The organism is Pseudomonas sp. Ma2-10, from assembly GCF_054330215.1.
In genome coordinates this window covers 108050-120831 of the sequence record NZ_JBTEYL010000012.1, presented here as the reverse complement: position 1 = coordinate 120831, position 12782 = coordinate 108050, and the positions used below count along the sequence as shown (strand labels likewise).

12 protein-coding genes are annotated in these 12782 nt (G+C 59.5%); 11 read left to right on the top strand and 1 reads right to left on the bottom strand.

Going from position 1 to position 12782, the window contains the following annotated elements; translation table 11 throughout:
• Positions 1-2 precede the first annotated feature (2 nt).
• The 3 genes from ACXPVS_RS16300 to ACXPVS_RS16290 all read left to right on the top strand — a co-directional run bounded on the left by ACXPVS_RS16300 (position 3) and on the right by ACXPVS_RS16290 (position 1793).
• Complete coding sequence (locus ACXPVS_RS16300; protein WP_458510846.1) at positions 3-605, top strand: DUF924 family protein; 603 nt, start codon at positions 3-5, stop codon at positions 603-605.
• A 333-nt stretch (positions 606-938) separates the two neighbouring features.
• Positions 939-1193 carry a hypothetical protein gene (locus tag ACXPVS_RS16295; RefSeq protein ID WP_458510845.1) on the top strand — a complete coding sequence of 85 codons (255 nt, stop codon included), beginning with the start codon at positions 939-941 and terminating at the stop codon, positions 1191-1193.
• Between the two features lie 30 nt (positions 1194-1223).
• A complete protein-coding gene (locus ACXPVS_RS16290) occupies positions 1224-1793 on the top strand; it encodes a lipocalin family protein (RefSeq protein ID WP_458510844.1) in 570 nt (189 codons plus the stop codon).
• Between the two features lie 63 nt (positions 1794-1856).
• Here ACXPVS_RS16290 and ACXPVS_RS16285 read toward each other — a convergent pair whose 3' ends face one another.
• The gene (locus tag ACXPVS_RS16285; protein WP_458510843.1) at positions 1857-3221 is read right to left on the bottom strand and encodes a formimidoylglutamate deiminase; all 1365 of its coding nucleotides are present in this window, start codon (positions 3219-3221) and stop codon (positions 1857-1859) included.
• A 200-nt stretch (positions 3222-3421) separates the two neighbouring features.
• Here ACXPVS_RS16285 and hutC point away from each other — a divergent pair, with 200 nt between their 5' ends.
• From hutC to hutH, 8 genes are all read left to right on the top strand, one after another.
• A complete protein-coding gene (gene hutC, locus ACXPVS_RS16280) occupies positions 3422-4090 on the top strand; it encodes a histidine utilization repressor (protein ID WP_458510890.1) in 669 nt (222 codons plus the stop codon).
• 10 nt (positions 4091-4100) lie between these two features.
• Positions 4101-4670 carry a HutD/Ves family protein gene (locus ACXPVS_RS16275; RefSeq protein WP_458510842.1) on the top strand — a complete coding sequence of 190 codons (570 nt, stop codon included), beginning with the start codon at positions 4101-4103 and terminating at the stop codon, positions 4668-4670.
• 498 nt (positions 4671-5168) lie between these two features.
• Positions 5169-6857, top strand: coding sequence for a urocanate hydratase (gene hutU, locus ACXPVS_RS16270; RefSeq protein ID WP_458510841.1), 1689 nt, complete (start codon positions 5169-5171; stop codon positions 6855-6857).
• A gap of 44 nt (positions 6858-6901) precedes the next feature.
• Positions 6902-8371, top strand: a complete 1470-nt coding sequence (locus ACXPVS_RS16265) for a purine-cytosine permease family protein (protein WP_458510840.1) — start codon at positions 6902-6904, stop codon at positions 8369-8371.
• Positions 8372-8439: 68 nt separating this feature from the next.
• Positions 8440-9408, top strand: a complete 969-nt coding sequence (locus ACXPVS_RS16260; RefSeq protein WP_458510839.1) for an ABC transporter substrate-binding protein — start codon at positions 8440-8442, stop codon at positions 9406-9408.
• Between the two features lie 70 nt (positions 9409-9478).
• Positions 9479-10330 carry an ABC transporter permease gene (locus ACXPVS_RS16255; RefSeq protein ID WP_045061975.1) on the top strand — a complete coding sequence of 284 codons (852 nt, stop codon included), beginning with the start codon at positions 9479-9481 and terminating at the stop codon, positions 10328-10330.
• Positions 10327-11157, top strand: a complete 831-nt coding sequence (locus ACXPVS_RS16250) for a quaternary amine ABC transporter ATP-binding protein (RefSeq protein ID WP_458510838.1) — start codon at positions 10327-10329, stop codon at positions 11155-11157. Before ACXPVS_RS16255 ends, ACXPVS_RS16250 begins: the two co-directional genes overlap by 4 nt.
• 52 nt (positions 11158-11209) lie before the next feature.
• The gene (hutH, locus tag ACXPVS_RS16245; protein WP_458510837.1) at positions 11210-12733 is read left to right on the top strand and encodes a histidine ammonia-lyase; all 1524 of its coding nucleotides are present in this window, start codon (positions 11210-11212) and stop codon (positions 12731-12733) included.
• Positions 12734-12782: the final 49 nt, after the last annotated feature.

The window sequence follows — 12782 nt, the reverse complement described above, 5'->3', positions numbered from 1 at the left end:
CCATGATCGCGCCCTGGCATCCGTTGCTCGAATGGTGGTTCGGAACGCTCGAATCCCCCAACGAAATAGCGACTGACAAGGGCACGTTATGGTTCGGCAAGCGCAACAGCCAGGACCTCGAAGCGCGCACGCGTTTCGGGGACTGGGTCGAGCAGGCACTGGCCGGCGGTTTGACCGAGTGGGCGCAACGCCCCGAAGGTTGGTTGGCCCTGGTGCTATTGCTCGATCAACTCCCGCGAATGATCTTTCGCGACACTCCAAAATCCTTTTCAGGCGATCTCAGGGCTCAGGCACTGGTGGCGCAAGGCATCGCTGCGGATTTCGATCGGCAATTGCGGCCGATCCAGCGGGTATTCATCTACCTGGTATTCGAGCACTGCGAGAATCTGGCCGTGCAGAACGAAGCGGTTTCGCGGTTTATCGAGTTGGTGGCGCAGCAGCCTGAGGCTGATCGGGCGGTGTTTGCCAGTAACCTGGATTATGCCGAGCGGCATCAGAAAGTGATTGCGCGGTTTGGACGGTTTCCGCATCGCAATGCGGTGTTGGGAAGGGAATCTACGGCTGAGGAGTTAGCGTTTCTTTCGGGGCCTGGATCGCGGTTCTAACTGATCGTTGCCACCCCGTGCATGGGTACGATCAGTGACAGGCGGTTAGATTCGGAAGCTACCCACTAACGGCTTCAACCGCGCCACCGACTGGTTCACCCCGTCGATCGGCTTTACGCTGCGTTTATGTCGACTGACCGGCGCCAAAGATTAGGCGGTTTTTGTGAAAACCGACGAAATTCTCAATAGCGAAACAAAGTTGCTGATTTTTCGAAAAAAGACAGACGAGCGGCCCAACAAATAGCCGGCCGGCCGGGGAACCAGACAGGGGTTTTCTCTTCTAAGCTTCAGCTTGGCAGTCATGCCATTCCCCTTCGCCCCAGGAGCTACTCCATGTCGTTGCGTTCTATTGCCCTGCTTTCGTTCTGCGTGTTGTTGGCCGCGTGCAGCAAGGTTAATCAGGAAAACTACTCGAAGCTGTCGTCAGGCATGCCCAAGACCGAGGTAGAAACCTTGCTGGGCAAACCCGCCGATTGCTCGGGCGCGCTTGGCATGTCCAGTTGCACCTGGGGCGACAAAAACAGCTTTATCAGCGTGCAGTACGCCGGTGACAAAGTGCTGATGTTTTCCGGCCAAGGCCTGAAGTAACCGGGGTTATACACCCACGGGAGAAAAACAATGAAGCGGTTATTGATAGTCCTTTTAGCTGGCCTGGTATTGGCCGGCTGCGCCACGTCTGGCGTAGATCCGTTGGCACCGAAAACCGCCAATAGCGTCAATCTCAAGAAGTACCAAGGGACCTGGTACGAATTGGCCCGTCTGCCGATGTATTTCCAGCGCAACTGCGCGCAATCCGAAGCCCATTACACGCTCAAGCCTGACGGCAAGGTGTTGGTGCTGAACCGCTGCCTGACGGCGGACTGGCAATGGGAAGAGGCCAAAGGCACGGCCTGGCCACAGGAACCGGGCAAAACCGACAAGCTGTGGGTCGAGTTCGATAACTGGTTTTCGCGGCTGATTCCGGGTGTGGCAAAGGGGGAGTACTGGGTGTTGTATGTCAGCGATGACTACAAGACCGCCATTGTTGGCGATCCGAGCCGCAAGTATCTGTGGCTGCTGTCACGGACCCCGACGGTTAATGGCGTCGTGCGTGAAGAACTGCTGAGCAAGGCGCGTCAGCAGGGCTACGACACCACGCGGCTGATCTGGCGGGCGACCGATACGCAGATGGCCAAGACGTCGAATTAACGACCACTGAAGATCAAACACGGTGGGAGCGAAGTTGCGCGCTCCCATTTGTTGTTTCCGGTGTTAGCCCAACAGATCGCGCAGGACTTGGGTGAAAGCCCGATTGCTCTCTTCTTCGTCCGCATGACGCCCGTCGCGCACAACCCACTGGCCGTTGACCAGCACCTCCCGCACCTGGCGATCGCCACCGGCAAACAACCAACGATTGAGAATCGCGTCGCCACTGGCGGTCGCCAGGTACGGATCGTTGCCATCCAGCACCAGCCAATCCGCACGTTTGCCCACTTCCAGCGCACCGATCGGTTGCCCCAGCGCCTGAGACCCACCCTCCAGCGCCGCGTCGTACAGCGTGCGGCCAACCATCGGCTGATCCGCGCCATACAAACGATTACGGCGTTGGTCGCGCAGACGCTGGCCGTATTCCAGCCAACGCAATTCTTCCACCACGCTCAATGACACATGGCTGTCGGAACCGATGCCCATGCGCCCGCCCTGAGCGAGGAAGTCCACCGCCGGGAAAATTCCGTCGCCGAGGTTGGCTTCGGTGGTCAGGCACAGGCCGGCAATCGCACGACTCTTGGCCATCAGCGTGACTTCTTCCGGGTTGGCGTGGGTCGCGTGGACGAGGCACCAGCGCTGGTCGACGTCAGCGTTCTCGTGCAGCCATTGCAGCGGACGGCGACCGCTCCAGCTCAGGCAGTCGTCGACTTCCTTTTGCTGTTCGGCGATGTGAATGTGCACCGGGCACTGCTGGTTGCTCGCCGCCAGCACTTCACTGATCTGCTGCGGCGTTACCGCACGCAACGAGTGGAAACACAAACCCAGCGACTGCGCCGGTTGCTGCGCCAACATCGGCTGCAAGCGCGACTGAAGCTTGAGGTAGTTTTCGGTGCTGTTGATAAAGCGGCGCTGGCCTTCGTTCGGGGCCTGGCCGCCGAAACCGGAATGGCTGTAGAGCACCGGCAGCAGGGTCAGGCCGATCCCGGCGGAACGGGCGGCCTGGCTGATGCGCAGCGCCAGTTCGGCCGGGTCCGCGTAAGGCTGGCCGTTGGTGTCGTGATGTACGTAATGAAATTCCGCGACCGAGGTGTAACCGGCCTTGAGCATTTCGATGTACAGCTGACGGGCGATGACGCCGAGTTGATCCGGGCTGATTTTTCCGACGAGGCGATACATCAACTCGCGCCAGGTCCAGAAACTGTCATTCGGATTACCCGCCACTTCCGCCAGCCCGGCCATGGCGCGCTGGAAGGCGTGGGAGTGTAGATTCGGCATACCCGGCAGCAGCGGACCGCTCAGCCGTTCGGCGCCATCTGCGTTGGAATCGGCCTGAATATGGGTCAACACGCCATCGGCGCCGACCTCAAGACGTACATTGTTGGCCCATCCACTAGGCAGCAGCGCGCGTTCGGCAAAGAAGGCGGACATGGTTCAGCACCCCATCGTGTGTTATTTGTATATACATATACAGACGTTTGCCTGCTCGGTAAACTCCGGCAAGCTAGTAGCCCCCAACAAATGAACAAGGATTAACCGTGCCAACTCCGTCTGCCACATTGCCGCCGAATGCCAATCTGAGCGCCAATCTGGGCGACAGTCCGGCGCCCTTGTACGCCCGCGTCAAACAGATGATCACCCAGCAAATCGACAGTGGAAACTGGCCGCCGCATTACCGAGTTCCGTCGGAAAGCGAGTTGGTCAACCAGCTGGGTTTCAGCCGTATGACCATCAACCGCGCCTTGCGCGAGATGACCGCCGACGGTCTGTTGGTGCGCATGCAGGGCGTCGGCACGTTCGTCGCCGAGCCGAAAAGTCAGTCCGCGCTGTTTGAAGTGCACAACATCGCCGACGAAATCGCCTCCCGTGGCCATCGCCACACCTGCAAGGTCATCACCCTGGAAGAAGAGGCCGCCGGTTCCGAGCGTGCCCTGGCGCTGGACATGCGTGAAGGCCAGAAAGTCTTTCACTCGCTGATCGTGCATTTCGAAAATGATATCCCGGTGCAAATCGAAGACCGCTTCGTCAACGCGCTGGTAGCCCCGGAATACCTCAAGCAGGACTTCACCCTGCAAACGCCTTACGCCTACCTGAACCAGGTCGCGCCGCTGACTGAAGGCGAGCACGTGGTCGAGGCGATTCTGGCCGAGGCCAGCGAGTGCAAGTTGTTACAGATTGAAAAGGGCGAGCCGTGCCTGCTGATTCGTCGCCGCACCTGGTCCGGCCGTCAGCCAGTGACCGCCGCCCGTTTGATCCACCCCGGTTCCCGTCATCGTCTGGAAGGGCGGTTTCATAAATAGAGAGCCATAAATGAATGAGTTGAAGGTTCTACGCGCAATAGATTACCCGCGCATGCCGTGGAAAAACGGCGGCGGCAGTACCGAAGAGATCACTCGCGACGCGGGCACCGGCCTTGATGGTTTCGGCTGGCGCCTGTCGATTGCCGATATTGGCGAGTCGGGCGGCTTCTCGACGTTCGCCGGCTATGAGCGGGTGATCACGGTATTGCAAGGCGACGGCATGACGTTGCGGGTTGATGGTCAGGACACTCCGCCACTGTTACCGCTGGACCCATTTGCGTTCAGCGGCGAGAGCCAGGTTTCCTGCGCATTGCTCTGTGGGCCAATCCGCGACTTCAACCTGATTTATGCACCGCAGCGTTACCGCGCGCGATTGCAGTGGCTGGACGGCGAGCAGCGGTTTTTCAGCTCGGCAGGCACCGTGCTCGTATTTAGTGTCACTGACGAGCTTGAAGTGAAGCTCGGAAACAGAGCGTCACAACTCGGCCGTCATGACTGTCTGCAACTCGACGGTAACGCCGGCCTGCTGGAAGTCTCGAGCAATGGCCCGTGCTGTGTGATCGAACTGACTGCACGCTGATCCAAGACCACCGATGATCGTTACCACGTAGCGCGTGGGAACGATCTTCTGATTCGAAACTGCGCACCAACTTGTTACCGAACGCCCCAGCGTGGCGCAAAACCACGCTCTAGTAACAGCGGTCACGCCCCCCGAAAAATCCCCCCGAAAAATTTCATCTCTTCTACAACCCTTGATCCAGAAGCGTTACAGCGTGTTAAAAACTTTTCTTGAACCGCCATCCAGCAAGTTGGCCGCTTGATTGCATATGCTTGTATGTACAAGTAAAGACGTATGCGTATGAGTCGACCGAGACTCCTCGCAACGTCCACTGATTCGCTTGTGGCGCAACGATGCACACAGGCTGGCTTACCCACCGCCAGGGTTGGTTTGGATTGATCGCTGAGGAGTCTTTTTCGTGACTGACAATACCCAGAAACCTACGAAATATCGTAATGTCGAAATCCGCGCTGCCCGCGGTAACAAGCTGACCGCCAAAAGCTGGCTGACTGAAGCANCGTGACTGACAATACCCAGAAACCTACGAAATATCGTAATGTCGAAATCCGCGCTGCCCGCGGTAACAAGCTGACCGCCAAAAGCTGGCTGACTGAAGCACCGCTGCGCATGTTGATGAACAACCTCGACCCGGAAGTCGCCGAGAACCCTAAAGAACTGGTGGTTTACGGTGGTATCGGTCGTGCGGCACGTAACTGGGAATGCTACGACAAGATCGTCGAAAGCCTGACCAACCTGAATGACGACGAGACCCTGCTGGTGCAATCCGGCAAGCCGGTCGGCGTGTTCAAGACCCACAGCAACGCCCCGCGCGTACTGATCGCCAACTCCAACCTGGTGCCACACTGGGCGAGCTGGGAGCACTTCAACGAACTCGACGCCAAAGGCCTGGCCATGTACGGCCAGATGACCGCCGGCAGCTGGATCTACATCGGCAGCCAGGGCATCGTTCAAGGCACCTACGAAACCTTCGTCGAAGCCGGTCGCCAGCACTACAACGATGACCTGAAAGGTCGTTGGGTCCTGACCGCCGGCCTCGGCGGCATGGGCGGCGCTCAGCCTCTGGCGGCGACCCTGGCCGGCGCTTGCTCGCTGAACATCGAATGCCAGCAGGTCAGCATCGATTTCCGCCTGAACAGCCGTTATGTCGATGAGCAAGCCACCGACCTCGACGACGCGCTGGCCCGCATCGCCAAATACACCAAAGAAGGCAGAGCGATTTCCATCGCCTTGCTCGGCAACGCCGCTGAAATCCTGCCGGAACTGGTCAAGCGTGGCGTGCGCCCGGACATGGTCACCGACCAGACCAGCGCCCACGACCCACTCAACGGTTACCTGCCGGCCGGCTGGACCTGGGAAGAGTACCGCGCGCGCGCCAAGACCGAGCCTGCTGCGGTGGTGAAAGCCGCCAAGCAATCGATGGCCGTGCACGTTAAAGCGATGTTGGATTTCCAGAAGATGGGCATCCCGACGTTCGACTACGGCAACAACATCCGTCAGATGGCCCAAGAAGAAGGCGTAGAAAACGCCTTCGACTTCCCGGGGTTCGTACCGGCGTACATCCGTCCGCTGTTCTGCCGTGGCATCGGTCCATTCCGTTGGGCTGCACTGTCGGGCGATCCGCAAGACATCTACAAAACCGACGCCAAAGTAAAAGAACTGATCCCGGACGACGCGCATCTGCACAACTGGCTGGACATGGCGCGCGAGCGCATCAGCTTCCAGGGTCTGCCGGCACGTATCTGCTGGGTGGGCCTGGGCTTGCGCGCCAAGCTCGGTCTGGCGTTCAACGAAATGGTGCGCAGCGGAGAATTGTCCGCGCCAATCGTCATCGGTCGCGACCACCTGGACTCCGGTTCGGTGGCCAGCCCGAACCGCGAAACCGAATCCATGCAAGATGGCTCCGATGCCGTGTCCGACTGGCCACTGCTCAACGCTCTGCTCAACACCGCGAGCGGCGCGACCTGGGTTTCCCTGCACCACGGCGGCGGCGTCGGCATGGGCTTCTCCCAGCACTCGGGCATGGTGATTGTCTGCGACGGGACTGACGAAGCAGCCGAGCGTATCGCTCGCGTTCTGCACAACGACCCGGCGACCGGTGTCATGCGTCACGCCGATGCCGGTTACCAAATCGCGATCGATTGCGCCAAGGAGCAGGGCCTGAACCTGCCGATGATTACCGGTAAATAACAACGCAAAGCCAACCCCACAAAACAATCCACAGAGGTTGAACCATGGCTGTCAGCGAACGTGCAGGCAACAAACCGTTGATCGAGAAGCGCTCGATCGACTACATCCCGGAAGCGGAAAGACACGGTCGTCTATTTAGCCAGTTCACCCTGTGGATGGGTGCCAACCTGCAAATCACCGCGATTGTCACCGGGGCCCTGGCCGTGGTGCTGGGCGGTGACGTGTTCTGGTCGTTGATCGGTCTGTTGATCGGTCAACTGCTCGGCGGCGGGGTCATGGCGCTGCATGCCGCGCAAGGGCCCAAGCTGGGTCTACCGCAGATGATTTCCAGTCGGGTACAGTTCGGCGTGTATGGCGCGGCCATCCCGATCGTGCTGGTCTGCTTGATGTACCTGGGCTTTACCGCAACGGGAACCGTGCTTTCCGGTCAGGCGCTGGGCCAGTTGTTTGGCGTCAGCGACAGCGTTGGCATCCTGATTTTTGCCAGTGTCATCGTGCTGGTTACGGTGCTCGGTTATCGGGTAATCCATTGGATCGGCCGTGTTGCCAGTGTCATTGGCGTGATTGCCTTTGTTTATCTGTTCAGCCGTCTGATGAGCCAGGTTGATGTTGGCGCATTGTTGCAAATCCGCCACTTCAGCTGGAGCAGCTTCTTGCTCGCGGTATCGCTCGCGGCGTCTTGGCAGATCGCCTTCGGCCCTTATGTGGCTGACTACTCTCGCTACCTGCCGAGCAAGATTTCCTCGGTGAAAACATTTTTTGCCGCCGGCGCAGGTTCGGTCATTGGTGCGCAGGTCGCGATGGTCCTCGGCGTGTTCGCTGCCGCATCGGCCAACGGCCAATTCGCCGGCCACGAAGTGGCCTATATCGTAGGTTTGGGCGGTACCGGTGCCACCGCTGCGTTGCTGTATTTCAGCATCGCGTTTGGCAAGATCACCATCTCCACGCTGAACTCCTACGGCAGCTTCATGTGCATTGCGACCGTCATCAGCGGTTTTCGTGGTGATCTGAAAGTAACGCGCTTGCAGCGCCTGGTCTTCGTACTGGTCATCGTCGGTACTGCGACCCTGATGGCGTTGCTCGGTCAGCACTCGTTCCTCGGTGCGTTCAAGTCCTTCATTCTGTTCCTGCTGGCGTTCTTTACGCCCTGGAGCGCGATCAACCTGGTGGACTACTACTGCATCACCCGCGAACGCTACGACGTGCCGGCGTTGGCCGATCCGAATGGTCGCTACGGCCGTTGGAATGCCCTCGGTATCAGCGTCTATGTCTTCGGTGTACTGGTGCAGCTGCCGTTCATCTCCACCAAGTTCTATACCGGTCCGCTAGTGGCGGCCCTGGGTGATGTGGATATCTCCTGGATCATCGGTCTGGTGCTTCCCGCAGCCCTGTATTACGTGTGCGCGAAAAAATGGCACAGCGCAGTACCCGACCACCTGATTCTGCCAGTCGAGCAGAACAGCGATGCAGCACCTAAAACAAACGGGACCGGTCGCGCTGCGGCGCAGACCTGATTGGACGTGGACAGGGCTGGATGCCTCTTGACTGCCGTAAGCCAATTCATGATTAGGAGCGTCACACAATGAAATCGAACAAGACCCTGCTGACCGCATTGCTTTCGATGGGCCTGCTCGCCAGCGCCGGCGCCACTCAGGCGGCGGGTTGGTGCGAGTCGGGCAAACCGGTGAAATTCGCCGGTCTGAACTGGGAAAGCGGCATGCTGCTGACCGACGTGATGCAAATCGTGTTGGAGAAGGGCTACGACTGCAAGACCGACAGCCTGCCGGGCAACTCCATCACCATGGAAAACGCCCTGGGCAGCAACGACATTCAAGTGTTCGCCGAAGAGTGGGTCGGCCGCAGCGAAATCTGGAACAAGGCCGAGAAGGCCGGGAAGGTCGTCGGTGTCGGCGCTCCGGTGGTTGGCGCAATCGAAGGCTGGTACGTGCCGCGCTACGTGATCGAAGGCGACGCCAAGCGCAAGCTGGAGCCTAAAGCCCCGGGCCTGAAAGCAATCGCCGATCTGGGCAAATACGCTGCAGTGTTCAAGGACCAGGAAGAGCCATCCAAGGGCCGCTTCTATAACTGCCCGGCGGGCTGGACCTGTGAGCTGGATAACAGCGAAATGCTGAAAAGCTACGACCTGGAAAGCACCTACACCAACTTCCGTCCGGGCACCGGTCCGGCACTGGATGCCGCGGTGCTGTCGAGCTACAAACGTGGCGAGCCGATCCTGTTTTACTACTGGTCGCCCACCCCGCTGATGGGCCAGGTTGATCTGGTGAAACTCGAAGAGAAACCAGGCGTGGACAAGAGCGTGACCATCAAGGTCGGCCTGTCCAAGACCTTCCACGAGCAAGCCCCGGAACTGGTGGCGGTGCTGGAAAAGGTCAACCTGCCAATCGACCTGCTCAATCAGAACCTTGGGCGCATGGCCAAGGAGCGGATCGCTTCGCCGAAGCTGGCGAAAACGTTCCTCAAGGAACATCCTGAAGTCTGGCACCAGTGGGTAAGCGAAGACGCGGCCAAAAAGATCGACGCGGCCTTGTAGGTCCAGCTTTCACGACTGCCGGCAACGGCAGTCGCAGGCTGTATCGCAACCCCTTGATTGAGAGTCTCTTATGTTTCCCGAAAGCTTTACCTTTTCTATCGCCGACTGGGTCAACGGTTGGGTCGATTCGCTGGTCACCAACTACGGCGACGTGTTCCGGCAGATCTCCGACACGCTGTTGTGGGCTATCGTCAATCTTGAAGGGCTGCTGCGTGCGGCGCCTTGGTGGCTGATGCTGGCGATCGTGGCGGGCGTGGCCTGGCACGCGACCCGCAAGGTCGTGACGACGGCGGTCATCGTCGGCCTGTTGTTCCTCGTCGGTGCCGTCGGGCTGTGGGACAAGCTGATGCAGACCCTTGCGCTGATGATGGTCGCGACGGTCATTTCGGTGTTGATCGGCATTCCTCTGGGCATTCTCTCGGCGCGCAGCAATCGCCTGCGTTCGGTGCTGATGCCGTTGCTCGACATCATGCAAACCATGCCGAGTTTCGTGTACCTGATCCCGGTGCTGATGCTATTCGGCCTGGGCAAGGTCCCGGCGATTTTCGCCACCGTGATCTACGCCGCACCACCGCTGATCCGCCTGACCGATTTGGGTATTCGCCAGGTCGACGGTGAAGTGATGGAAGCAATCAACGCCTTCGGTGCCAACCGCTGGCAGCAACTGTTTGGCGTGCAACTTCCACTGGCCCTGCCGAGCATCATGGCCGGGATTAACCAGACCACCATGATGGCCCTGTCGATGGTAGTGATTGCCTCGATGATTGGTGCCCGTGGCTTGGGTGAGGACGTGTTGGTGGGGATTCAGACCCTCAACGTCGGGCGTGGTCTTGAGGCGGGCCTGGCGATCGTGATTCTGGCAGTGGTTATCGACCGTATTACTCAGGCGTATGGTCGGCCACGGCATGAGGTGAGCAAATGAACAACGAAGCCATCAGCAAGATCGAAGTCAAAAACGTCTTCAAGATTTTCGGCAACCGTTCCAAGGATGCGCTGGCCATGATTGGGCAGGGCAAAACCAAGGATCAGGTGCTGTCCGAAACCGGCTGCGTGGTCGGCGTGAACGACTTGTCCCTGAGCATCGGCACCGGCGAGATCTTCGTGATCATGGGCCTGTCGGGTTCCGGCAAGTCCACCCTGGTGCGCCACTTCAATCGCCTGATCGACCCGACCAGCGGCGCGATCCTGGTGGACGGCGTGGACATCCTGCAATACGACATGCAAGCCCTGCGCGAGTTTCGTCGGCACAAGATCAGCATGGTGTTCCAGAGCTTCGGCCTGCTGCCGCACAAAACCGTGGTGGATAACGTTGCCTACGGCCTGAAAGTGCGCGGCGAAACCAAGCAAATGTGCTCCGAGCGCGCGCTGCACTGGATCAGCACCGTGGGCCTCAAGGGCTACGAAAACAAATACCCGCATCAGCTTTCGGGTGGCATGCGTCAGCGTGTGGGCCTGGCTCGCGCCTTGGCGGCAGACACCGACATCATCTTGATGGACGAAGCCTTCAGTGCCCTCGACCCACTGATTCGCGCAGAAATGCAGGACCAGTTGCTGGAGCTGCAAAAGACCCTGCACAAGACCATCGTCTTCATCACCCACGACCTCGACGAGGCCGTGCGCATCGGCAACCGCATTGCGATTCTCAAGGATGGCCGCCTGATTCAGGTCGGTACGCCAAGAGAGATCCTGCATTCGCCGGCGGATGAGTATGTGGACCGGTTCGTACAGCGTCGGGCTGCGGTGGTTTAAAGACGGCGTTCCCACGCAGAGCGTGGGAACGATCAAGTTCAAGAGGTCAAAGATGTCCCAGGCTGAAAAAATCGTTATCGCCGACGCCCCGTTGCGTTGGCAGGATGTGGTTGCCGTTGCCCGCCATGGCGCACAGCTTGAGCTGTCGTCACAGACCTGGGCACGGATCGAGAATGCCCAGGCGATCGTCCAGCGCATCGTCGCCAGTGGCGAGCGCGCCTATGGCGTCAACACGGGCCTTGGTGCCTTGTGCAACGTCTCGCTCAAAGACGAGCAACTGAGCCAGTTGTCGCGCAACACCCTGCTCAGTCACGCCTGTGGCGTTGGCGCGCCATTGGCCGACGAACAGACTCGCGCAATCCTCTGCGCCGCTATTCGCAACTACAGCCATGGCAAATCCGGTATTCACCGCCGGGTCGTCGAGGGTCTTCTGGCGCTGCTCAATCGCGGCATCACCCCGCAAGTGCCGTCCCAGGGTTCGGTGGGTTACCTGACCCACATGGCCCACATCAGCATCGCGTTGCTGGGTGTCGGCAATGTCAGTTATCGCGGGCAGATCGTTTCCGCGCAGCAAGCCCTGGCCGAAGAAGGTCTGCAACCGGTTCAGCTGGGCGCCAAAGATGGCCTGTGCCTGGTGAACGGCACACCGTGCATGTCCGGCCTCAGCTGCCTGGCACTCGCCGACGCGACGCGTCTGGTGCAATGGGCCGACGTGATCGGCGCCATGAGTTTCGAGGCCCAACGCGGTCAGATTGCCGCGTTCGATGCCGAGATCATCGCGCTCAAACCGCATCCAGGCATGCAGCAAGTCGGCATCAACCTGCGTGCATTGCTCGATGGCAGTGAAGTGATCGCCAGCAGCAAAGGCATTCGCACTCAGGATGCGCTGAGCATCCGCTCGATTCCGCAAGTTCACGGCGCCGCTCGCGATCAGCTTGAACACGCGAAAAAGCAGATCGAAACCGAACTCAACTCTGTTACCGACAACCCGATGCTGTTGGGGACGCCGGACGACTTCCGAGTGATGTCCCAGGCTAACCCGCATGGTCAGTCGGTCGCGATGGCGGCGGATGTGCTGGCCATCGCCATGGCTGAAATCGGCTCCATTGCCGAACGTCGTCTGGACCGCTTGATCAACCCGCATGTCAGCGGTCTGCCGGCCTTCCTGGTGGCCAACCCGGGGGTGAACTCCGGGATGATGATCGTCCAGTACGTCGCCGCTTCGCTGTGTGCGGAAAACCGTCAACTGGCGCAACCGGCGGTGCTCGACAACTACGTTACGTCCGGCCTGCAGGAAGACCACCTGAGCCTGGGCACCAACGCCGCGCTGAAGCTGCATCGCGCCCTTGAAAACTGCACGCAAATCCTCGCTATCGAGTACTTGCTGGCGGCCCAGGCGTTTGAATTCCTCAAAGAACAACGCTTCGGCGCCGGCACCGATATTGCCTGGCGCCTGCTGCGCGAACACGTCCCGGCCTACGACCAGGACCGTTGGTTGGCACCGGACATCGCCGCCGCTGCCAGCGTGTTGAAAGACCCGAATTTGCTGCACAAGGCTTTACCGAACCTGAACTGATTTCCACCACACCAGCGTGCCAAGGCGCGTCTCCCCAAAAGCGAGACGC